The 23817-nt window shown below is 49.1% G+C and carries 13 protein-coding genes; 4 read left to right on the forward strand and 9 right to left on the reverse strand.

Features of this window, described 5'->3' with window-relative positions:
- Window positions 1-35: 35 nt before the first annotated feature.
- The gene (locus ACKFKH_RS24675; protein ID WP_446860993.1) at window positions 36-923 is read right to left on the reverse strand and encodes an alpha/beta fold hydrolase; all 888 of its coding nucleotides are present in this window, start codon (window positions 921-923) and stop codon (window positions 36-38) included.
- A 145-nt stretch (window positions 924-1068) separates the two neighbouring features.
- On the opposite strand from ACKFKH_RS24675, the gene ACKFKH_RS24680 reads away from it, so the two are divergent.
- Entirely contained in the window at window positions 1069-1617 is a 549-nt protein-coding gene (locus tag ACKFKH_RS24680; RefSeq protein ID WP_446860994.1) for a thioredoxin family protein, read from the forward strand.
- A 56-nt stretch (window positions 1618-1673) separates the two neighbouring features.
- Here ACKFKH_RS24680 and ACKFKH_RS24685 read toward each other — a convergent pair whose 3' ends face one another.
- Together ACKFKH_RS24685 and ACKFKH_RS24690 are read right to left on the reverse strand one after the other, a co-directional pair.
- The gene (locus ACKFKH_RS24685; protein WP_446860995.1) at window positions 1674-5963 is read right to left on the reverse strand and encodes a PAS domain-containing protein; all 4290 of its coding nucleotides are present in this window, start codon (window positions 5961-5963) and stop codon (window positions 1674-1676) included.
- 102 nt (window positions 5964-6065) lie between these two features.
- Entirely contained in the window at window positions 6066-6446 is a 381-nt protein-coding gene (locus tag ACKFKH_RS24690) for a hypothetical protein (RefSeq protein ID WP_446860996.1), read from the reverse strand.
- 390 nt (window positions 6447-6836) lie between these two features.
- On the opposite strand from ACKFKH_RS24690, the gene ACKFKH_RS24695 reads away from it, so the two are divergent.
- Entirely contained in the window at window positions 6837-9065 is a 2229-nt protein-coding gene (locus ACKFKH_RS24695) for a tetratricopeptide repeat protein (RefSeq protein ID WP_446860997.1), read from the forward strand.
- 797 nt (window positions 9066-9862) lie between these two features.
- Here the strand turns inward: ACKFKH_RS24695 and ACKFKH_RS24700 are convergent.
- The 4 genes from ACKFKH_RS24700 to ACKFKH_RS24715 all read right to left on the reverse strand — a co-directional run bounded on the left by ACKFKH_RS24700 (window position 9863) and on the right by ACKFKH_RS24715 (window position 17643).
- A complete protein-coding gene (locus tag ACKFKH_RS24700) occupies window positions 9863-10207 on the reverse strand; it encodes a hypothetical protein (RefSeq protein ID WP_446860998.1) in 345 nt (114 codons plus the stop codon).
- Between the two features lie 323 nt (window positions 10208-10530).
- Window positions 10531-14916 carry a CHAT domain-containing protein gene (locus ACKFKH_RS24705; protein WP_446860999.1) on the reverse strand — a complete coding sequence of 1462 codons (4386 nt, stop codon included), beginning with the start codon at window positions 14914-14916 and terminating at the stop codon, window positions 10531-10533.
- The gene (locus ACKFKH_RS24710; protein ID WP_446861000.1) at window positions 14913-15692 is read right to left on the reverse strand and encodes a DUF928 domain-containing protein; all 780 of its coding nucleotides are present in this window, start codon (window positions 15690-15692) and stop codon (window positions 14913-14915) included. The genes ACKFKH_RS24705 and ACKFKH_RS24710 overlap by 4 nt, the downstream gene beginning before the upstream one ends.
- A 34-nt stretch (window positions 15693-15726) precedes the next feature.
- On the reverse strand, window positions 15727-17643 hold the full coding sequence (locus tag ACKFKH_RS24715; protein WP_446861001.1) for a CHASE2 domain-containing protein: 1917 nt from the start codon (window positions 17641-17643) through the stop codon (window positions 15727-15729).
- Window positions 17644-18114: 471 nt separating this feature from the next.
- On the opposite strand from ACKFKH_RS24715, the gene ACKFKH_RS24720 reads away from it, so the two are divergent.
- Window positions 18115-20514: a hypothetical protein gene (locus ACKFKH_RS24720; RefSeq protein ID WP_446861002.1), complete on the forward strand. Its 2400-nt coding sequence runs from the start codon at window positions 18115-18117 to the stop codon at window positions 20512-20514.
- Between the two features lie 207 nt (window positions 20515-20721).
- Here the strand turns inward: ACKFKH_RS24720 and ACKFKH_RS24725 are convergent, their stop codons facing one another.
- The gene (locus ACKFKH_RS24725; RefSeq protein ID WP_446861003.1) at window positions 20722-21822 is read right to left on the reverse strand and encodes a Get3/ArsA fold putative tail anchor-mediating ATPase NosAFP; all 1101 of its coding nucleotides are present in this window, start codon (window positions 21820-21822) and stop codon (window positions 20722-20724) included.
- Window positions 21823-21969: 147 nt separating this feature from the next.
- Window positions 21970-22116, reverse strand: a complete 147-nt coding sequence (locus tag ACKFKH_RS24730; protein ID WP_446861004.1) for a DUF454 family protein — start codon at window positions 22114-22116, stop codon at window positions 21970-21972.
- Window positions 22117-22802: 686 nt separating this feature from the next.
- On the opposite strand from ACKFKH_RS24730, the gene ACKFKH_RS24735 reads away from it, so the two are divergent.
- Entirely contained in the window at window positions 22803-23792 is a 990-nt protein-coding gene (locus ACKFKH_RS24735; protein ID WP_446861005.1) for an HMA2 domain-containing protein, read from the forward strand.
- The last annotated feature ends 25 nt before the right edge of the window (window positions 23793-23817 follow it).

Consider the following 23817-nt stretch of genomic DNA (forward strand, 5'->3'; position numbering starts at 1 on the left):
AATAACTTCGACAATTGTAGAGTCTCGGATTGAGATCAGGTTTGCTTGGCGATCCAGTCTTGCAGAATAGGGTTGACCAGTTCGGGGGCTTCGTCTTGCGGACAGTGACCGACTCCAGGTAGCGGAATGAATTGCTCGACCTGCGGGTAGTTTGCAAATTCTTTGCCCAACGCGATCGGCTCCCAAGGATCTTTTTCTCCCCAGAGAATGATGGTCGGACAGGGCAGTTTTGGGAATAAATCTTCGGGCAACGGCCCCTGAGAATAGCCCGTGAATGCGACAAAAACGGCGGCGGCTCCATCGTCTTTGGCTGCGCCCATCAAGAGGTCGATTAGCTCGTCGGTGACGGCTTCCGATCGCGCATAGGCCTTGAGCAAAATCTGACGAACGGTTTTGGGTTGAGCCAACTGTTTGAAAAATAAATCTCCAACCCACTTTTGCTTGAGAATTTTTTGCAACACAGGCGCACCTACTCGTTTGATCCAGGGCTGTCCGACTCGTTTACGATCGTGCAATAGCCGTAGAGAACAATTGATCAACGCCAACCCTCGCGCGATATCGGGATGATCAACCGCCGCCTGCATCACCACAATACAGCCGATCGAGTTGCCGATCAAAAACGCCGATTCGCCCACCACTTCGCGACAAAAATCGGCAATCTGATCCGACCAGGTTTCAAACGTGTACTCGACTTGCTCGATCGGAATCGGTTTCGCCGATCGCCCAAATCCGATTAAATCGATCGCAAAGACGCGACAGGTTTTGGCTAATTCGGGAATATTTTTGCGCCAGTGATAGAACGATGCCCCAAATCCATGAATCAACACAACGGCTGGCCCTTCTGTTCCCTGGGTTTGATAGGCAATCTGGAATCCTTTCCACGTCCAGGTTTTGTAATCTGTGGCAGGGGGCGAAGTCAGCATAACAGCAACCGATAAGTGAACCTATCTTTAAGATTACAGAATTATGAAGTTTTGTGTTGAAACAGATTCTTAACATTTTGCGGTTTCCAGCGATCGAACTTGCCGATACACTAATAAGCTAGAATCCCAATTCCTGAATAGTACTATGGACACGATCGGCACTCAGATTGGCAGCTATGCCCCAGACTTTGAGATTCCTGGAACAGATGGGACGGTTCATCATCTCGCACGCTATCTAGAAGACTATCGGGCGGTTGCGGTCGTCTTTATGTGCAATCACTGTCCTTATGTAAAGATGTATCTCGATCGTCTCAAACAGATTCAACAGGACTATCGAGCGCAGGGCTTTACGATCGTTGGCATCAATCCCAACGACGCGGATCAATATCCTGAAGACAGCTTTGACAAGATGAAAACTTTTGTCAGAGACCAGGAGATCAATTTTCCTTATCTGCGCGATGTGACTCAAGAAGTGGCTCACACCTTTGGCGCAACCAAAACGCCTCATGTGTTTTTGCTCAATCAGCAGGGCGTTCTCTGCTACAACGGCGCGATCGATGACCGTCCCGAATCGGCCCAATCCGTCAAGCAGGAATATTTGAGAGCCGCGATCACCAAAATCTTGAACGGCGAAGCGATCGTTCCCACGTCTACGGAGCCGATCGGGTGTTCGGTGAAATGGCGCGGGCGATAGGTGAAGGATCTTCATGCAACGTCTGCTAATGCTGGAGAAGCCGATCCTCGCCATTTTTATCTGATGCCTCTAACTAAATTGATAATGGCATTAACTAAGTCTTCTGGCTCGACAGGCTTGGTGAGATGTTGTTGAAACCCGGCTTGCAGCGATCGTTCCTCATAAGTGATGCTTGCGTAGGCAGTGAGAGCGATCGCCGGAATTTGTCCCTCTGGTCGGGTTCTCATCTGCTGCACTAACTCGTAGCCATTGCCCCCTGGCATCGCAATGTCGCTCACCAAAATGTCGGGTCTGAATTTAGACAAGCACTCCAGCGCTGAAACCCCCGATGTTGCAGACTGTACTTCGGCTCCAGACTCTTCTAAAACAAAAGTAATTAAATCCACCATGTCTGGCTCATCATCGACGATGAGAATGCGAACCCCCGCCAATGAAGTGTCAGCAGGTCGATCGTTTGGCGATTTCTGTGCTGAGGCTTCAAGCTTTGGAAGCTGTACCGTAAACGTCGATCCCTGTCCGATACCGGGACTTTCTACGGTGATAGTGCCTGAATGGAGATCGACCAGGTGTTTGACGATCGCCAATCCCAGCCCCAATCCATCTTTTGACCCTGCATTTTGCTGACCCTGCTGAAATCGCTCAAAGATCAACGGCAAAAACTCAGGCGCAATCCCCTTTCCGGTGTCGTGAATGCGAATCTGTACGCGAGACTCAACTTGCTCTAAGCCAACGGTGACTCGTCCCGCGTGGGGCGTAAATTTGATCGCGTTAGTTAACAGGTTGACGATGATTTGCTGAAGCCGATTTGCGTCACCAGAGACTTGAGCCGTGGGCACCTTTTGGAGTTTTAGCTCGATCGCTTTGGCGGCGGCTGACGGACGCACAATATCGATCGCGGCTTCCATGACTTCGGCGAGATCTACAGGAGCCAAATTGATCTGCAATGTGCCCCTGACCATGCGGGAGATGTCGAGCAAATCTTCGATCAGGCGGATCTGCGTTTGGGTGTTGCGTGAGATGGTTTCCAGAGCCTTTGTGGTGGTTGCTGGATCAAAGGTGCGAGTTTGCAACAGGTTGGCCCAGCCCATAATCGAGTTGAGGGGCGATCGCAGTTCGTGAGCGATCATCGCGACAAATTCATCTTTACTGCGGTTGGCGGCTTCGGCTTCTTCGCGGGCGGTTTGGGCCTCGGTGAGCAAGCGATCGCGGTCTGCTTCGATCCGAATGCGATCGCTAATATCGGTAGAAATTCCGCAAATAGCATAGGTCACGCCTGCTTGATCCAACAGCGGAAACTTGACAGCCACATAGGTATGAATGCCATCGTCTAGCGGAACTTTTTCTTCTAAAGTCAAAGCCGTCCCCGACTCTAGAACTTGTTGATCATTGAGCCGCAACGCATCTGCAACTTCTTGAGAAAACAGGTCATAGTCAGTTTTGCCGCAGGCCCACTCGTTAGTGACGTGAAACAGTCGCTCACACTCGTGATTTATCAGCAAGTAACGCCCCTGCAAATCTTTGATAAAAATGGCAGCATTAGAGTTGTCAATCAGGGCTTGCAGGCGTTGTTCACTTTCTCTTAGTGCGGCTTCTACTTGTTTGCGATCGGTGACATCTCGACAGGTAATCACCCCGCCTGTGATGTTTTGATTTGCGTCTACTACCGGAAACCCACTGATACTAATCCAGCGCCCTTCTAAAGCGGGATCACGACGGACAAACACTTCGACATCTGTGGCATGTTCTCCTTGCATCGCCCGATATAAGGGAAGCTGTCGATCGGGAAAAAGGGTTTGTTGATCGGGTAAAAAGAGTCCGTAGGTGCGTGACCATTCATCGGACGATCGCTCATTGGTGAGTCGCCCAAAAATCCGTTCGGCTGCCTGGTTAAACAACACAAACTCGCCGCGGGGATTGGCCAAAATCAAGCCGTCTCCGATGCTTTCAATGATCAGTTGTAGCAGGTTAGTTTGTTCTTGCAGCGCGGCTTCGGCTTGCCTGCGTTCGGCTTCAAGCTGTACCCTTTCGCTGATGTCGCTCCAATAGACAGCAACGCCTTCGGGTGAAGGATAGGCGCTGACTTCGATGTGCAGACCCAAGGAGGGCGCAAACCCGTCGAATTTGACCGGAATCTGCTCCGCAAACGCACGATGAAGCTCTCGATAAGTCGGCGAATTAGTTTCTACCTCGGCGGGAAATAGCTCCCAAATCGATCGCCCCAGCAGATCGGCTCTTGGTCGTCCTAAAAATTGCTCGGCGGCGTGATTGACATAGGTGTAGCACCAGTCAGAATCCAGGGCAATGAAGGCATCCGTAATGCTTTCTAGAATGCTGCTGATCCGTTGATTTGCGGCTTGTAGGGCGAGTTCGGCTTGTTTGCGATCGGTGATTACTTCTGAAAAAATAATAATGCCGCCAATTTCATTGGTCTCTGTCCGCCACGGGTGAATTTCCCAGCGCACCCAGTCTACTGATCCATCCGCACGAGGAAACGCATCTTCTTCACAGGTTTCGACCGCTCCCGCGAGACAGCGCTGATGAATGGCTTTCCAGCGATCGGGCAATTCAGGAAAAACCTCGTAGTGCGATCGTCCGATCAGATCTTGACCTGTTAATCCATAGCTCGTAAGCCAACGATCGCTGACCACGATGTAATGCATCTCGCGATCGAACATGGCCACCCCAGCAGGGGCGTGTTTCACAAATAGCCGCAGTTGTGTTTCTTGTTGCCGTAGGTGATCTTCTGACTGTTGCCGTTCCGATTCTCGACGTTTTGCGTCTGTGATATCCATAAAGGCTGCCACACATCCGCGCACGGCTCCCTGTTCATCAAACAAAGGCACCGCATTCACCCACCAGTCAAAGGTTGCTCCGTCCGATCGCACTAGTTGAATCTCAACATCTTGCACGGCTTTTCCTTGAGCGGTTGCCTGCTGCATCGGCAAGTCTTGGGGGGGGATTTCTTCACGATTGCGGAGTTGTCTAAAGGGCAGCGTTTCGGCTTGTTCTCCACTGGCAGAGACGTTGGCATCCGAGGGCACCGAGAGCATCGATTGAGCAAACTGATTGGCGCGAATCACTTTACAGGTTGGGTCGTCTGCGATCGTAATGCCCACCGGAACCGCATCCAGAATCGTTTGCAGTTCATCAACTCGTCGGTTGAGTTCTCGGTTGAGCCGTTGAATTTCTATCTCTGAAGCCTTGCGATCGGTAATATCCCGAAAGTAAACTCCCAAGCCATCTGTGTGAGGATAAGCATGAACTTCAAACCAGTTGCTAGTTGACTTATAACAAACTTCAAGCGTCACGGCAACCTGCTCACTGACTGCTCGTTGATATTCCTGCTCAATCGCTTGACCAACTAGCGAAGGAAAAACTTCCCAATGCGATTTGCCCAGAAATGCTTCCGGTTCTAGACCCGCCAGTTGCAAAATTACTTGCGCGGCGGCTCGATTTGCATAGGTAATTCGCCAGCCGCGATCGAGGGTTACATACGCATCGGTCATACTTTCCCAAATGGTTGTGATCCGTTGGTTGGTTTCCCGCAGCGCTAATTCGGCTTGTTTGCGTTCCGTGACATCTCGCCAAGAAGCTACAAAGCCATCTCCTAATTTGCTAACGTGCAGATCGTAGGCTCTTGTCAAAAGCTGTGCTCCAAACAGGTCGGAGTAGATCAAGTCCTCTCGAATCAGGGGGTCTCCGGTCTCGACGACTCGGCAATATGCCTCAAACAGCCCCACGTCACGATGAGAAGGAAAGGCTTCACACAGCCCTCTACCGATGTCAGCGATCGTCATTCGATTGCTCTCCAGGGCGGCTGTATTTAAGTAATCAATCCGAAAATCAACAATCTGTCCCGACTCGTCTCGAACCGATGAGTAAATGCCAAAGCAGTCCAGCATATTCTCGATCGACACCCGAAAGCGATCTTGGCTTTGCTGAAGTTGATGTTTTAATCCAGCGTTTTCGATCGCGCTGCGGATAGTTAGCTGCAACAGTTCGGGGGTGAGGCGGCGTTTGGTCAAATAATCTTCTGCGCCCAGTTTTATCGCTCGGACTGCGAGGCTTTCGTCACCTTCTCCTGACACCATGACGACGGGGGGATGATCGCTGCTTTGAGCATTGAGCGCCTCCAAAAACGCCAACCCACTCTGATCGGGCAGTGAATAATCGAGCAAAATGGCATCGATCGCCTGGGTTCGGCAGAGTTCTAAGCCTGCGATCGCGTTCTCTGCTTCCAAAAAGCGATAGACGCAGCTTGAATCTGCGAGCAGACAGCGCCGATATTGCGCTCGGTCTGGGGCAACGTCATCAACAAGCAAGAGGGTATGAACTGGCAGAGTCATAAAAACCTGATGAGCAGTGGGGCTAGGTTGGTGTGATTTTGTGTAGATGTGGTTTTGAGTAGATGCTTAAGTCAATGAAATGTAGATGAGATTTGAGTGTTTTTAGACGTGGTGTACATGATCGACCCACAAAGCAAGTTCAAGGCGATCGGACTCAAGACCTGCGATCGCTTCAGAGGACAATGACTCTATCTCTAGAGGTTGCCAGCCCTTAGTCGGACTCACCGCAAACAGCATTCCGCCCTCTTTGAGCGCCAATAAGACCTGTCTCGCCGTTTCTCGCGTCACGCTGGCCTCTTGAGCAATATTTCCGACAGCGATCGGCTGAGTCGGATTACAACAATCGAGAATGTTGAGCGCCAGTTGGTAGGGTTGGTCAAGGTAGGGGCGCACTCGCGCTTGTAGTGCTTGTGGCAGATAGCGACGAAACCAAAGGAGAAACGGAGTCGCTGATTTGATCTTGTTGGTGCTGATTTTATTCATGCGCTCAAGCTCCTAAAAGGGACATGGCTCGATTGTCAGTTAGTTTTGACAAAGGGGACTGCGTGAGTTTCAGTTCACGATCGTTCATTGAATCACGACTATTCATTTTCTCCCCAAAGGATAGAATGCATCCCCGTAGGATGAGAATCCCTCTTTAGGCAGACTGCTGCATCTTTTATTTACAAATTAATCAAGCAATAGATTTCGTTAATTTCTCCATAATCGAAGTATTTACGTTTCGTGTGGGTGGTTTGGGTTAGTGGTGCATTTTGCATGGCTTAACACACCCTACGGATCGATGATTTTGTCCAAACCATTCATTAACAGTCGGGAACGGAAACTCTTAATGTCGTATCTACTACTGATAGATAGCCATACTTTAGTTCTGATATGCCTTATTTATTGCGGTTTAACTGTCTACTTACTTTATTTGTCTTGGTCGGTGTTCAGAATGCTACTTTGATGAGCGATCGCGGGGTTGCTCAGTCGGTTCCTCCTTTGGTTTGCGCTCCCGATCAATCGGTAGAAAGTCGAATCTTGACACCATCAGAGCAGGCCCGCACCGCATTAGATAGTAGAGATAGCAAAATAACTTTTGAGAAACTACAAGAAGCCTTGTCGATCGCGCTGCAAGTCGAGCCAACGTTGATTCACCCCGATCTAGTTTCGCAATGGCTTTTGAATGATGGTAGCAGATCGACTCCTCGATTTGAGCGATTGATCAAACTAGCGGGCAACTCACAATCAACGCAACTGCGATCGACCTTAGATCAGCTATTCCAAATTACTCAACGGCTCTTTCCGACCCATAGTTTGATCAAAACTCGCGCACTGGCAGCGATCGCTCGTCACTACACCACGCTAGGTCAGCCCCAAACCGCCACCAGTGCCCTCAATCAAGCCCGTGAAGCCGCCCCATTTATTCAAGGAGCAACCTTCAAGGCAAAGGGCTTACTCGATGTTGCGGAGGGATCTGTAATCCTCTCTCAACCTCAAGCGGCACAGTCCATTCTTGAGCAAGTAGAAAAAACAATTCAACAAATACCTGCTGCACAGTCCACTCGACTAGAACTTTTGCAACAGTTAGCCGCGATCTATGCTCAGTCAGGAAACTACGCCAAAGCGAAAGATGTTGCTGCAACCTTGCCCAAAAACTCAGAAAGTCAAGCGATCGCACTGCGCGAAATTGCCAATGCCTACAGCAACGCCCAACAACTCAACAATGCAGAACAACTGATTGCCACCATTACGAACCCGGCTCAAAAAGCAACCGCACTCGGACAGCTTGCAGTTGGTTATGACAAAGTAAATCAACCAGACAAAGCCACTCAGCGGTTTCGGCAAGCACTGCAAGTAGCCAAATCTCTCACGGCTAAGGTTGAGACATCGCTGCGAGAACTGGTCATACGAGAATTGGTGACAGACTATCTCACAGTCGGGCGACGCGACGAGGCCAAACAGCTTGCACAAACCGATTTGACCTTCTTTCAGCCAGAAGCCTTTAAAGCAATCATGGCGGCTGATATTCAGGCAAAACGACCCGATCGAGCCACGCAGCTTCTGAGCCAACAGTTGAGCCAGATTCAAAATAAGAAAGATGATTGGCAAAGAGCAGAACTAGCCGATCTCATCAGAACTGCCACAGAAGCTCAGTTGTTTGATTGGATTTTACAAGAATGGGCGCGCATTTCTACGATCGACTATGGTCTACAAGATGAACAGATCCAAAAAATTGTCGAAGCCTATGCTCAAAGCGGACAACACACCCAAGCCTTGAACTGGGTCGAGCAGTTGCCGATCACCAATCGTTCTTTGTTGCGGGTTAAGTTACGCGCTACGATCGCGCTCATTGCTCATCAGTCTGGACAAACCGCCTGGGCAAAAACCCTCCTTCAGCAAACTCAACAACAAATTGAGCCTCTCGCAAAAGCTGCTAGTGAACGAATTAAACGAGAAGGCGGCGATATCTCTGAACCGACCGACCTCAAATACATTGGCGTGGGAGCGATTGCGCTGACGTATGCTCAAATGGGAGAAACTGAGACATCGCGCCAACTGCTTGAGCAAGTCGTTCAACTCAATGCCAGCGCAGGTGATACAGGCATAGGGGGACGCATTGACAATCCGTTTACATTGTTTTTGAATGCAAAGCAGGCGATCGGGGCACTCCAACTCGCTCAGGGCACTCAAAATCCCGATGGTCGAGAATATCGCCTACAGTCTGCTGCAACTTTATTGCTCAACCAAAATCGCTTTGATCTAGCCATTCCGATTGTTGATCAACTTACACCAGAAAGGCGCAAAACTCAGCTACTTCTTGCGATCGCACAGCGCTATGTTGAACTTCGTCAATCTGATCAAGCACTGCCAATGTTGGATCAGGCTTTTAAGGTAGCGCAAACGATTCCAGGGGATGAGTCACAAGTTGATCGTCTGGGGGCAGAAGGTGGAACAATCATCGACATGACCGACGATCGCGGGAGTTTGTTGGAAGCGATCGCTGTAGAGTATGCCCGACTAAAGCAACCTGTCCAGGCGCAAAAAGTGGCTAACACACTACAGGACAAGAACAATCGTGAACAAGCGCTACAGCTAATTCAGTGTGCAGCAAGAGCGTGATCTTTGAGTGTGAATTCGATCGATCTCGACATCAAGCGAACTTCTGGACGGCGATCCTTCAATAGACTTCCTGCGTGAATACCTGTCGATTAATGTTAACGTCAGTTCGACGAATGCTTCCCGCTCTTCGAGATAGCCGCAAGGGGTCGCAGATCCAGAAACGTCCCCTAAATCCCCCACAAGTGAGGGACTTTGAACTAGAATTCTTCTCTAGCCGTGAACAACGAAGCGACAAACTCTCATCGAATTTACGTTAATGTTAGCTTCGCAAGAACCTTCGGAGGGCATCTATGATTGTTGCAGGAAGACTATTAGGCGGCTAACTACAACTCGCTCCGACAAGGACTGATTGACGGGAGCATCCCAATTGTGTAGCACAGTCTTTCTGCCCTCACCCTGACCCTCTCCCCCAGGAGAGGAAACAAGAGATCTGACTCACCTTCTCCCCAGGGAGAAGAAGGGCCTACCGTGTACGCACAAGTCGTTGTCGCTTCGTTTCAGGCGGCTTCAGCCCACTAAATCCCCCATTCTGGGGGACTTTGACAAAGGAAAGATTTCCAAAGTTCAAAGCCAGGACGACGGCTCAAAGTCCCCCATTTTTGGGGGATTTAGGGGGCGAAGGATCTCAGCAATGACAGATCGATCGACCTGTGTGTACACGGCAGGGGAGACGGGCTGGCAAAGCTCTCGCCCCACTTCGTGAGGAGGGCAATCCGAGATTTTGCACAATTGGGATGCTCCCTGATTGACCGACAACACTGCAATGAAGGCGGATCAGTCAATCAGTCAGCAACGCCTTATTTTTGACGCTGGCGAATTAGCACTCGCATTACGGCTCCCGGAATCGGCGCAGGTAACAAGGGACTCCAATCACTCGCCTGGGCAAAGTGTCGAGCGTGAAGGTTTTGCACAGTTTCATTGACACCCTCGACGGAACCAATCACCAAAACCCGCAGCGCTTCAAATTCGTTTGATTGAGGAATCAACGTTTTGGGCAACAGATCTTGTAGTGGAGTGGGAATCGCATCGTGAGGAGATGTGAATGGGGCGACGAATGCTAGATGACGGTCTTCAATCGATTCGAGAATAGACCACAGTAAATTGCACAGCCGAAAGCCAGCGCTCAAAAACGCTTTTTCCATGATCAAATAACTCCAAAATGAGTTTCAGGGTTGTTTGAACGCCCAAAAACTAGTCGCCCCGACAATCAGCGCAAGTCAGAGCGACCGATGGAGTGGTAAGATCATCCATTAGCCCTCTTGACTGGGAAGATCAGTCTTGTGGGTTAGCCGTCCTCGGTTGCTGCTAACAGCCTTGGGCGGCGACGAACTAGATTTTGGGTGTTCGGGGCTATTTTATCAAACAGCCTTAAGTTGAGAGAATATCGGGGATTGGGCGGCGCGTCAAGTGGTTTGACAAAAGTTTAGTGGTGATGGTTGGTCAAAAGTTTAGTTGTAATGCTCGGTTACCACGGACTTCCGATCAGGGTGAAGGCAGACCAGTAGTAGGGGTGAGACAGACGATCGCTGACGATCGAGAGATCTGTAGGCAGGGGCGATCGTCCACCTGACCAGATTAAATCACCCGACTGTAACCGGACTGTTCCTTTAAGCATTGCGATTTGCGCTCTCCGCAGTCCTTCGGCTTTGATTGGGGCTTGCTGCAATTGTTGATAAAATTCTGCCATGAGTCCAGAAGTGCCTTCGTCGCTAACATTCCACAAGCTTGCTAACGCAGATTTTACGCCTGCCTGCACCGCAAATCCGGCAAATCCTAGTTCGGCATCTCGGCTCCCGACCGCCATTCGACAAGCACTGAGAACTAACAATTCGACAGGGGGTGTGTTCCAACCAAGTTGTCTAATTTGATCGAGGCGCAGTTTGGTATCGCTGAGTTGAATGTAAGAGTTGCCGATCGCCCCTGGTAAAAATTCCCCATGAGTCGATAAGTGAATGATGCCAAATGGTTGTTGTTCACGTTTGACTTTGAGATTGTTGAGCGTGAAACTTTCGTTGAGCAAAGTATCGCCAAACCACAGTTTTTGGATAGTTGATAGCTCGATCGCAACAGACGGTAAAGGATTTTGATCTTGAAACTCAGAGGCTCCTGCCGCAAGGACTTCAGCATTTTTTAAGCGGACAAACCGAGTGTCTGTCAAACTAAGACTAGGCATAATGCCAACACTGTATTTCTCAATGATGAAACTTTGACCATCGTGAAGGGCGGCGATCGGCATTAGTCGCAATCCAGAATCTACAATAAACGCCAAATTTTGAATGCCATTAGCTTTAAGCTCAGACTCAATCGGAGCAATCATCCATTGATAAAGCTGTTGGGCTGAAGTCAAGTAACTACGAGTGCGCGTCTTACTCGGATCAGAGACCTCGTTGCGAAATTGTTGGGCGGTTTTGAGAACGAGCGATCGAGTAGCGGCTGAAATGCGTTTGCGAATGGGTGGTTTTGTTGCAGTAACTAGCAGGATTTCTAGTCGATCGCTCTCTGGTTGACCTAAGTCTACTCCTGGCGTTTCTGGACTAAAGGTAAGGTAAAGTAGCGCTGGTTTGACTCCTGTCGCTGACTGAACTTGCTGCAAGTTGTTTTGAGCTTCTGGTAACGTAACAGTGGGGGGAACTGTGGGGAGTGTCAGGTAGTTGGTGAATTCGTTAGTGATGGCAGCTTCTAGCGGAGCCAAACTGGAGTCAATCAGAAGGGACGGCGGAGCCGCATTGGGCAACTCTGTAACACCAGGAGTCCGTTGCTGAATCTCAGGCACACCGGAAATGTTAGATTGAATCGTTGAATTAGGCGCGATTGGATTCACTACCGGATTTACACCAGGATTTACAATTGGATTGACCACCGGATTCACGCCTGGATTCACGATTGAAGTAGATACTGCGGCAGTCACAATTTGAATGTCAGCGGGAGGATCGCCTAACCTGAATAAACCTGTCACCGATCGCAAGGGTAATTGAGTCTCATTTCCCGTTGTAATAGCGCCCACTGTGCCATTTGTTGTAGCATCTCCAATCATAAAAGGAGTGTTTGGTGAACTACGATTAGCCCGAATCGAAATAGCTCCGCCGCGAAGACCTCCAGCCGTCGAGATACTAGAATCGATGCCATTAAGATCGCGAAAGGCTCCCAACGCCCGGAAAAAGCTGTCTGTGATAATGTCCACCTTGCCGCCGATGGCTGCCCCTTGAGCATTGATCGACTGCACGACAATATCCCCTGCTGGATCGAGGACAATGTTACCCCCATTTCCAACCGTAGAACTAGCGTTCAAACTGCCTGTGGTGATGCGATCGCGAGCAACGAGTGCGATGTCTCCTCCATTACCAACTGTGCTACTAGAATTGATATCGCCAGCATTAATAGAGTTAGCTTGCAGGTTGATGCTTCCAGTTCCAACAATGTTGAAGCCTTGACTATCAATTGCTCCCAGTGTTCTGATCGTGACAGGTGAAGTAAAGGTAAGGTTATTGGCAAACGTGATTGAACCATTGCTTGTAGTTCCCCCGATCGTCACTGATCGAAATCCAGGAACAAGGGCTTGCAGAAAGCTTTGGGAGAGAAATTGAGCTTCTGAATTGTTGCCAAGCTGAATGTTGAGTGTTGGGGTGAGGGGTTGTATGAAAAGATTGCCTGTGCCGGAGAGTGAGAGTGGCGACAAGCGATCGGCGATCAGATTAATGTCTCCTGCTTCTGAAGTGATTGTTCCAGTCCCTCGTGAATCTGAGAGGGTTGCAATTCCAGAATTGCCTGTGCCCGTCAGATTGATTGTTCCGCCTGCTGAATTGACAACACTAGACAAGCTAATGCCACTCTCATCTGTTCCATTCGTGGTGCCGTTGACTGTGATGGTGCCGCCTCCCGAATTAATCGGGGCAACGCTAATCACGCCTTCTGCTTGTTGGCTCGTGCCTGTGAGGGTGATATTGCCACCTTGAGAGGTCACTGAGTTGCTGATTGTGATTCCTACACCCCCAACTCCTTGAGACCCAGCCAACGCACCCAGGGTAATGTTACCGCCCCCAGAGCTAATCGGAGCAAAACTAGCGATTCCTGTGCCATCTGAATTCGTTGCTGTGAAGGTAATGTTGCCGCCCTGAGATGAGATTAAGTTTGAGACTCTGATAGTAGAAAGCGCTTCCAGCCCAGTGGACGTACCCGTGAAGGTGATGTTGCCGCCGCCAGAATTGATGGGCTGAGAAACTACGATCGCCGAGGGCACCCCATTGCTCGAACCATTGACTGTAATATTGCCGCCTGCGGTCGCGATCGGTTGACTAATTGCAATTCTGCCATCCCCGATACCATTACTGTCGCCATTCAAAATTAAGCTCAGTCGATTGCTCGTTGAAGTAATACTGCTATTAAGCGTAATGTCTCTGACGGCATCTAATCGTAGGGTTGCATCTGTACCAGCCGTTTTGCTAATCGGTGAGTTTACTAGAATATCTCCAGCATCATTTCCAGCAGTATTCGTTGTAATCGCGACAGAAGTTCCTGCGTTTAAGGCAGTGTTAATATTTGCGACATCAATTTGATTTGGGCTGAGTGGCATTCCTCCGATTGGAGCGGTAATGGTGATGTTTACGGGGTCAATCAGCCAAGTGCCACCCAATCCATTCACCGCGCTGGCATCGGGCGTACTGGTGAGGTTGAGAGTTTGGCGGCCAGAGGTTTCAATTAAGCCACCGTTACCCGAAATCGAGCCGCCTCTCGCTGTGAAAATACCGTCTAAATTAGCGGTCTGATTTGCCCAGACGATGATGGTTCCCCCGTTGCCTTGAGTCATGCCATCTGCTCGAATGATAGAGTTGCGATCGACCCAGGTTTCTAATGCAGGCACCGTCCCTTTGCCCTGATAGTCGCCTCCAATCCGAACAGTCCCGCCACCCTTGATCCCAGAAGCGTCGAGGTTAGCAGAAATGAGCGCCACTCGATCGCCCAACACATTGACCGTTCCTCCTGTTTGCCCTGTGACGTTTAGCATTCCCGATGCGATCGCCGTTCCCGAATTAGCTGGAATCCGCAAGCCTGAACCCGTTAGCTGAATCGTGCCGTCAGAGTGGGTCGTGACTCCGGTGGCATTGATGACCCGATCGCCCGTCAAAAGTTGAGGCAAGGTCGCAGACGCGATCGGCTGAAATTCTAAGCTTAGTAAGCTGCCCTGTTGGGTGAGGCGAACGAGATTAGAGTGGGGAACGGCAGCGATCGTAATCTGTCCTTCTGGAGCGGTGAGCGTTCCCAGATTGAGAACAGTGCCACCGAGAAAGGTCAGGCTTTGTCCAGGTTGTACGGCGAGATTACCCAGGTTCGCGATCGTGCCTCCTGTCAAAAAACTAAACTGATGGGGACTACCGAGCAACGCTGCATAATCATTTGACCCAACCGAATTAAACCACCCTCCATTTGCAAATCCGATTCCATTCGCTGTCGTCGCTGTGAATGCAGCAGGCACATTCAAACTAGCAGTTGGATTAAAAATAATTCCCGCTGGATTGATTAAAAACAGATTAGAACTGCCACCGCTAACTTGAATCAATCCGTTAATCACAGAAACATCGCCACCGACTACACGGCCCAGAATATTACGGATTGCAGGACTAGATAGAAAACTAGCCACCTGTCCTTGATCTAACCTAAAGCGATCGAAGCTCTGAAACAGATTTGCCCCATCTCCAGAAAGCTGACCCCCACTGATATTTAGCTGATTCCCGTTGGGTGTGACGATCGTTCCGGTGCCGTCGGCGGCAGGGGTAATCGACTGGGCGCAAACCATCGAAGGAGCCAGTAAAAAGCAACCGCTTAACAGAATCAGTATTTTCTGAACGACGCTCATTTTGCACCTTCACAGCATTGAACGATAGGTTTGGTTGCGATCGCTTCTAAATCTACAGTCTTTAGCAAAGCTGTCCATTCGGCTGTCAGTTGAGAATCATCAGAAGAGCGGCGTTTGAGATCTGCAAGCGTTGTGACCGCATCTTCCCAAAATCCGGCTTGGGTATAGAGGCGCGACTGTTGCCCGGTTTGCTGAATTTGCTGCATTGAACTAGATTGAGCCGTTAGACGTACGATCGCACCTGACACAAACTGATTTGTAGACGCATCTTGGCGATCGCACAATACGACAAAAGTCCAGTGATAAGAGTGATCGATTTTTAGGGGGGCTTCGGTCGCCGGGAGACGAACGCCAATCACCCCAGCAGGCGCATTGGTCAGTTGCAGAACGGTTTGCTGTTGGACGTAGTTGCGATCGGTTGGATCGGGGTCATCTCGCCTCAACTCAGCGGGGCGATCGGGCGTGATTGCATAAGGCACATAAAACCAGAGCGTGGGATATTCAGCCGTCGTCGTACTCACCAAAAAGCTACTTCCCGCAGTTTGATAAAGCGGAATCAGGGCTGTGAGAGGTGGATTCATCGCTTGACACGTCCCACTGCGAATGGCGGCTCCCCGACGGCGACCTGCGGCAGGAGCAGAAGACGGACGCGAAAAAATGGCTCTGACTCGATTAAAAAAATTGACAGACTGCGCCTGAGCCGGGAAAGAGTAAAATCCAGAGACTGCGATCGTGAATGCTAGAAGCGATCGAGATAATACCTGATTCAAAATCATGATGACCCCGCAACGAGTTTCAGGAAAAAATGCTTTACGCAGGCATAGGTCGATAGTTCTTTACCTGATATTGTCGAATGGTGACATACATTGCACCTGCACCTGTTAATACCAGCGACAACACTGGAGGAATCAGCGGCACCCACACAGAACCCACAACTAAAATCCCCCAACAACTCACCAATAGAATCACGATCGCACCTCCTCCTGCCAACACTAGTCTGATTGGATCACGAATAAAATAAACGATCGTGCCGCCAACCAATCCCCAAACCAAAATCCAAAGTGCATCTCCCCACGGGGCCCAAACCGTTAGTAGTGAACGCCCATCCAATACAGCACTGAGAATCTGACTCACCATCTGTGCCTGCACTGTTACGCCTGGAAGGGTTTGATAAGGAGTCGTGTGGTAGTCGTTTACGCCAGAAGTCGCCGTTACGCCAATCAGAACAATGCGATCGCGCACATTTTTTTCGGAGAGCTTGCCTTTGAGAACGTCTTCTACGGTGACTCGTTGAGCCAAATTTCTCGCTCCGTCTGGCGTGGCCCGATAGTTGAGTAACATCTGATAGCCTGATGCGTCGATCGCCTGATAACCATTACTAAAAGCGCCGAGTCGAGGAAAGACCACATGCCCCAACTGTAAATCTTCTTCAGAAAACAATGGATCGCGATACGCAATCTTACCGCCAGACTGCAATTCTAAATAACGCCGAGCTAATACCAGACTGAACGCTTGAGTCGAAGCACAAGAAGCATTCGGAACCGCTTGCTGAGTCAATAAATGTCGTCGGACTCCGTTATCTTGATCAAGCACCACATCGCCAAATCCCACCCGCTGAGAAGACACCTCTGGCGGCAGTGCAACTCCAGAATTGATAACGGACTGCTGACGATCCGTTTCAGGAACTTTACAGAGGGCAATCAAACGATCGCTTCTGAGTTGTTTTGCTAAAGAGACGGGATCAGCTTTGAAATCTCGGTAGATATCTAGTCCAATCAAGCGAGGCTGATAGCGTTCTAGCGTTTCAAGTAGTCGAGTTAGGGAGCGATCGGACAGCGTACCTTTTCCTGATTCGTCGCGCTGAAGTTGTGCCTGAATGTCATCATCGGTCATTTCTACCACCAGCAAACGAGAATCCGGCGGCTCAGTGGGACGAAGCTGCATGAACTGGTCATAGGCTTTCAGTTCTAACGGTTCTAAAATGCCTAGAAAACGAATGCCCATTAGCAAAATGGTGGCGATCGCGCTCGTCAAAACAACTGTCCGGGGCGTAGGCTGTAAATGAGGAGACTTACGGCTGGTTGTAATGTATTCGACTTGTAGATCAGTCGGTCGGGGACTTTGAGTGCGCCCTTGTTTGAGCCATTCTTCTGACTGATTTAAATCACTGCCGCGCAACAGAAAACTGGGATCACGCTGCGATCGCTGCCATTCAATTGCTTTCATCAACAGCCGAGTATGGTTGCGAACATAGGGTAAGTCGGTCTCGATCGCAGTCACTAATCGCTGAACAGCAGTTTCAAAATCATCACTGTCGCGCATCAAAACCCAATTGTGAGAACTCATCGCCGGATGCACGAGGGCTGCATCAACTTCCTGATACAAAATAGGAACCAGCCGCTTGTTGTGTTGAATGGCGTGTTCAATTTCTTGAGTACACACCGCCGACGCGATCGAGGTTGGACTAATCACAAAAACAAACGTGTGAGCCGATTCGATCCCGGCTTCGATCGCTTTCCACCACTTTTCAGTCGGGAGAATGCCTTGCCAATCGACCCAGGATTTTTGATTTAATCGATTCAGCGCTGCGTGCAAATTTTGAACAAATGCCTTGTCTCGTCGCGAATAAGAAATGAAGACAGCAGGTGTGACTTCTGACAACGCGGGATCTGAAGCAGGATCTATCGCCTGATTGCGAACGCGCCGAGGGGAAATACGGGGCAACATAAGAGGTTAGGTAGACGCACAGGATTCAGAGCTTGGACAAATGAGGGGTTTAAGGGTTAGCAAACCCACCTTGCAATCAGAGCTACTCTCAAGCGTAAATTGATACCCGATCGTTGGCAACGATAGCGCTCCTTCAATATGCTGTGTAATTTAGTACCAATAAAAAATTAGTGACGAAGCCGTTACACAATTGATTGTGATTTGTATCGTAAAAACTTACTGTACGGTTAAGGTTTTTGTGCCTGTTGTGGTTTGAACTAATTGTACTAAAAGCAAACTTGGCAATAAATAAAAAACAATGTAACTGTCCAAAATTCTGCCTTGCAGCTTTTTAGGATATAAGGTCACAGTGAATATCTCTACGTGACTACCAGGATGTTTTTTATCGCTAATGATAACCTTTGATACAGGTTTCTGGAAAGCCGTGAGGGGGAATGCTTTCATAGAAAGAGACCTTTGGATGAGTAGACCATGATCAGACTGCGAACAAAGTTGTTGGTGTTGGGCGTGTGGGTGGCGCTGGGGGTGAATGTTCAAGGCGTATCAGTGACGCAGCGCGAAGTGCAAATTCCGACTCCAGACGTGGCCGCACAGCAAGCAGAAAAAATGGCCCCGGAAGCGATCGCACAAGTTGAGATTGATGAAGTGATTCGCGATCGATTACGATTTGATCCGCAGTGGCAACCGATTTTACAAGCGATTCGAGAAGATATTATCACGCTAAAATGGGGCGACGGAAAACTCAAGAATCCAGTTTGGCAACGCTACGGTGAAAAAGCTTATCCATTGTTGGAATACTACAGTCATACGGGCGATGAAACTCGTCAAGCCTATGGAATCGCTGGAATTATCAACTTAGGCAAACCCTACACAACGCTGTGGCTGACGCAGCAGATTCAACGTCGCGCCGGGGGCTACAGCTTTGAGCTAATCAGAAGTAAGCCTGAGACGCTCTACGGGCCCAATTCCTACGAAAGTGAAGATGAGAAGGTTTGGCAAGAACGATTTGGCTTAAATGATCCCCAGTTTCGAGCAAAACTGATTCAACTCGCCAAAGCAAACTTAGAACCGCCCAATTCACCTCGCTATTACGATCAGTTCAATTTAGCGTTGCTCTCAGTGTTGACCGACCGTAGCCCCTACGATTCGTCAGAGCGAGAAAAATCGATTCCGAATCTGTCTCAATGGACGAAGTTTGAACGAATCACTCAGCCCACTTCAAATCAAATTCAGCAGGCGATCGCAACTTACCGTCAGCTTCCCACAGATGCCAGAGAATACATTCTAGTCAAACGATTGGGCGAGGTAAAGGCTGGAAAAATCTCGGCGCTGGGTAAAGGATTGCTAAAAGCGATCGCAACTTCTCAAGACTCCGATCGCACGTGGGCAATTGCTGAATTAGATCGACACGGTGATCCTCAAGCCTCAGCGCAGCTCCAACAGATTCTCAATGGCAATTTACGCGAACTGCATCAGCTCACTAAAACCGTTTTTTACGGATTCACGCAAGACGGACTCGATCGCGGCCCTCACGCCTATTATCTTCTGGTGGGAATGGCTCAAAAATATCCGCAGTCAAAATTCATTCAGGCTTGTAAAGAGTATGGGAATTTGACGGGGCGATCGTACTTTGGGGGTGAGTCTCGCAGTCCGCAAATTTTGGCTCAGATTCGCAAAAAAACCGCCGCCCAAAAAACACAAGCCTGGACAACTTGGCTGAGTCGTTACGCAGATCATCCAGGTGCTGACGACGCGATGGATTTTTTGGCTCGAAGTCTACAAGCTCAGGGCGATATTTTGGGTGCAATGCGCGTCTGGCTCAAGCTGATGACCACGCCCACCGGGGACAATGACGCTCGTTATTTAGCCTATCCCCATGTACGAACACTGCTGGATGTCGGTCTGTCTGCCGAGCAGATTCAAACGTTGTTGAATGAGAAAGAGACGGCTGAAATTTCACCTTTGCTGCAATATGCGTTATCGGTAAAGTATGCCCGATCGCACAATTACGCAAAAGCACTAGACACATCAGAGCGATTAGATCTCACAACGATGCCAACTCGCATTTTAGACAGTTATTACAGCGCAAACTGGGCTTGGTGGGATGATACGAAAGCGAATGAAATTCAGAAAGAAATGCAAACGATGTTAATAGAGCAGCGACAACGCTGGAGAGAACTTCTCGCTTTGCAAAAACAAAACACGGTTGAGTCACGCTACCAGATTGCCTCTAATTGGGGCGGAGCAGGCGGCTGGAAAAATGGCTACCTTTCCCTCTGGGACGAAGGCCGCACCTATTACTTACCGATGACTTACAGCACGAGTACGCGCTATCCCGTTGAAGACAACGATCGCTGGGATTGTCGCTATTGGTGGGTCTGTGATCTCGGCAAACGGGGAGAAACAACGGTACGAACCGCCTATCAAATGGCGAGTCAAAATGCAGTCGCGATCGCACTTTATCAACAGTTATTAAACGATCCCAAAACATCACCTGCAATCCGAGAGAAAACGCTGTATATGACGGCAATGACACTCCTATGGCAATGGGAAAATCACAACCCTGACGAAACGCTGCGAATTCATCCACCAGTAGGGGTGCCAATGGGAGGTAAAATCATTGATCAATACAGTGGCGAAGCGTCCCCTAATATTGAAAGCGCCTACCAGAGCCGAATTGACGGCATCATTACCGAACTACAGGTGAAGTTTCCCAACAGTGCTTATACGGATGATCTGCTGTTTTCCAGCTATTTTCTCAGTGGTCGATCGACGTATCTCAAACAGTTAATTGATCGATATCCCACCAGCGATCGTGCTCAAGAAGCAAAGTTTTTATTAGCGCACCCAATCGCCAATCGAACTTTTTAGTCCACGGTTAAAATCAGACCGCACACTAGAAAGCGTTGGACGTGATATTGACCGTAACTGCCTGGGGAGAAGATGCGATCGCTCGATCTCCCCGGCATTGCTGAACCTAGATATGAATCGTTGAGACTGGAAGTTTGGAAGTTTCCCAGAGTTGGGGTTGGGAGGCAAAAGTCCTAAACATCAAAGCAAAAAATTATCGAACTCAGGCTAAAAAGTAACCACCAAATAGGGAGCTTCAAACTTGCCCGACTGGATGGGCTGACCCCGAAATTCGGGGGGTAAAAAGATGTTGCGTCGCTGGTCGCCTGCTTCGATCGTCAACTCAGATCCAAATTGAGTCAGCTTCACCTGCTTTTTGGTAAATCCTGGCAAAAATACCTGCACCTGCCGCTGTTGTAGATCAATGGTTACAGGTTCTGGAATGGAAGCCGTCGCCCTAAAATCGGGAAGCGCCTTGATGACTTCATCCCACGCTTCTGAGTGCAACTTGGGTAGAGCATTCACGCTTAGAGGCGCAAAGGCGTGTTCTAGTTCAAATAGTTCGCTCTGAGAATTTGCTACCAAAACGCCGCTGACTCTCAGATTGACCTGTTGAGCACTTCCCCAAAGCCAACGAGCTTCTGCGATCGCGCTCGGTTCATCAGTGGTTATCAAATAAGCGGTGAGCCTTTGAGGATCATTCACCACGGCGACTCCTTGAGTAATCCATTCCCGAATGCGATTCATTTCCCGTTCCAGTTTTTTCGTATCTACGTTGGCGGTAATCAGGGCACTGGCGATCGGGCCGCCGATCAAGTCAGCAATTTTGCTCAAGTCGATCGCCTCAAATACCCGACGAAACCGCTTAAAGTACCAGTCCAAAACATCGGGCACTCCCAACAGTCGCAGCGTCTCTAGGTCGCCCCGTCCGTTATAAATAATCACATCATAATCACCACTCATGTAGTACTGCCGCAGCGCATTAAACGCCAGCACACTGTCAAAACCCGGTAAGATGACTAACTCGCCAGGATACACTTCCTCAGAAAACGAGGGAATCGGAACATACAACGCAATCAGTTCTTTGAGTTCTTGCCAGGACTGCTCTAATAAAACGGTGGTTTGTAGTTGGACTGCCTCTAGGCTGGGCGCGATGACCTGGGGCTGGGCTGTGAGCGGCATGTTGAGAAGCAGTTCGGCAGCGGGATTGGGGCTGTGGGTGACTAGTAGAACGCGCTGTTGGCGTTGAGCAAACCACTTGGCGGTGGCGATCGCGATCGAAGTGTGCCCCACGCCTGCCTGACCCAAAAAGGTGATAATTCTGCTCATGTGGCAATCCTAAATTATGGATAGGAGCATGGCGGAATGAGGTCAATTTAGTGTTGCTAAATGAGTCGGTAGAAAACTCCCCTAGAGAACCGGGTAGACAGGGGTCGCCATCATGACCTAACTAGCAACACTCCGCATTCGTCTGGACTAGGGTTCTAAAGAACTAAAGCAAGCGGCCGCAGCGATCAAAAAAGGAATGCCAGGAACCAGAGGAAGAATGACCCCAATCACGCCAAGGATTGAGAATACAACTCCAGCAGCAATGCGGCCTGCGTTTCTAATTTGCTTAAACATTTTGCAGTTACCCGATAAAGAATCTGTGCCTTTAGCGTACCAGAAATTGATTTATTTGAATAACCCTTTTAATAAAACTCGTATTCATTTTTTCTCACCTCAGTATTGACTAAACTTATATTAATCAACTGAATTTTTTAGCCTTAAATCTGATCAATCGCGATCGTGTATTCGATTCTCATGACTCTATCCTTACGATTGATAAATCCTTCATCTTTGTGATATTTGACCTTAACTATCTATATATAACTCCCACATTAATTAGAACAATCAAAAAAGCTGAAAGCCCAACTAGCCTCATCCTTCTAAATCCATCGTCTGCCCAAAACCCGCCCTATCAGCCCCAAGCTCGGAGCTTCATTCTAAGGTTGATTTTAGTGTAAGAAGGTTGACGACTGTGGTTAATACAGACGGTTAATACAGACTGCAAGTAGAGCGATCGTAGCTTTGTAGCGCTCACAGTCGATTATCGTGTAGAAAATGAAGCTGCACTCAGAATCGTTGATTTCTTAACATCGTGTTTTTCTGGCATCTTTTAATGTTCACTAGACTATAAATTATCTATTCTCAATGATTCATAGACGAGAGTCTGGGTTGAGCCAAAGAATTGAGAAACTCCTCTGGTGCAATCAAACTTACTTCAGTTGATATGATCAGTTTATTCCCAAGTTTTTATAGAAAATCCATTGGAACAGATCGGCTATCAGATTGTTCATGCGATCGCAGGACGGATGCGAATCAAAGCTTTCTGGCTGGAGACAGACCCGGAGGCTGCGGGAAAACTGCACCGTCAGATTGAATCGCTCAGTTTTATTACTAGTGTGAGACTCAATCCACTGGCGCAGTCGATCGTCTTGACTTACAAAGCTAAAGCGATTTCTCTAGAAGAGGCGCAAGCGCAATTAATTGATCTCATTGAGCAAGTTAATCCCGTTCCGCTGCCTGTTGAGGTTGAGCCACCTATTACAGAAACAACGCCCTTAGAAGCGCCTCCTACTCCTTTTAGCCCTGCTGCACCTTCGTCTCCTAAAACTTCAGAATCCGTTGCTAACACTGCTATTCCTTCTCCCTGGGACGAGCCAGACTTAGAGACCGCAGACATGCAGCTTCATTCAACCGCCTCCCTCGCCAAACGGCTCAACACCACATCTCAGGCGATTACTCAACGCAGAACCAAGCCCAATTTTGATGGCTGGACGCAGGTACAAGACCCCGATGGCGTTGCCTGGAACTATGATGAGGCATCTCAATCTTTTAGTCCGGCTTCTAGTTCGGTCATGCCCTTAACGCAAGAAACAGCGCCTCAGCCCAAAGCAGATCACCCCACAGAAGGGATTGAGAACGACCTGGAGCCGATCAACGAAATCCTTGGAGCAGACCTGAGCAAAGAAGGGGTTGATGAAGTGCAGCCTCCCGCAGAAACTCATGTAGAAATTGAGGAAACCGTGGGCAGTGTTGTAGGTGAAGTGTTGCAAAATGAAGCGGGTCGATCGCAAGGGACTGTCATTGAAGCCGAAGTCGAACCCGCAATGTCTTTGAGTCACCCGCACGAATCCGCACCATCCCAAGTAGAACCCTCTGACAAAACAGTGCCCCCGACTCCGCCCAAACGACGCAAATCCACAAAGTCATCGGCAAAGGCTCAATCCCCTAAAAAGCCGCGTACTCAGAGCTAAACTCGCGAAACTTGCAATTCTGAAG

It is taken from the genome of Phormidesmis sp. 146-20 (assembly GCF_052939475.1).

Bases quoted from the DNA above. Each gene is read 5' to 3' on its own strand.
- ACKFKH_RS24710 (WP_446861000.1), bottom strand. From the start codon at position 15,692: ATGATTTTGAATCAGGTATTATCTCGATCGCTTCTAGCATTCACGATC.
- ACKFKH_RS24690 (WP_446860996.1), bottom strand. From the start codon at position 6,446: ATGAATAAAATCAGCACCAACAAGATCAAATCAGCGACTCCGTTTCTC.
- ACKFKH_RS24715 (WP_446861001.1), bottom strand. From the start codon at position 17,643: ATGTTGCCCCGTATTTCCCCTCGGCGCGTTCGCAATCAGGCGATAGAT.
- ACKFKH_RS24680 (WP_446860994.1), top strand. From the start codon at position 1,069: ATGGACACGATCGGCACTCAGATTGGCAGCTATGCCCCAGACTTTGAG.
- ACKFKH_RS24675 (WP_446860993.1), bottom strand. From the start codon at position 923: ATGCTGACTTCGCCCCCTGCCACAGATTACAAAACCTGGACGTGGAAA.
- ACKFKH_RS24730 (WP_446861004.1), bottom strand. From the start codon at position 22,116: ATGTTTAAGCAAATTAGAAACGCAGGCCGCATTGCTGCTGGAGTTGTA.
- ACKFKH_RS24695 (WP_446860997.1), top strand. From the start codon at position 6,837: ATGCCTTATTTATTGCGGTTTAACTGTCTACTTACTTTATTTGTCTTG.
- ACKFKH_RS24700 (WP_446860998.1), bottom strand. From the start codon at position 10,207: ATGGAAAAAGCGTTTTTGAGCGCTGGCTTTCGGCTGTGCAATTTACTG.
- ACKFKH_RS24720 (WP_446861002.1), top strand. From the start codon at position 18,115: ATGATCAGACTGCGAACAAAGTTGTTGGTGTTGGGCGTGTGGGTGGCG.
- ACKFKH_RS24705 (WP_446860999.1), bottom strand. From the start codon at position 14,916: ATGAGCGTCGTTCAGAAAATACTGATTCTGTTAAGCGGTTGCTTTTTA.
- ACKFKH_RS24685 (WP_446860995.1), bottom strand. From the start codon at position 5,963: ATGACTCTGCCAGTTCATACCCTCTTGCTTGTTGATGACGTTGCCCCA.
- ACKFKH_RS24725 (WP_446861003.1), bottom strand. From the start codon at position 21,822: ATGAGCAGAATTATCACCTTTTTGGGTCAGGCAGGCGTGGGGCACACT.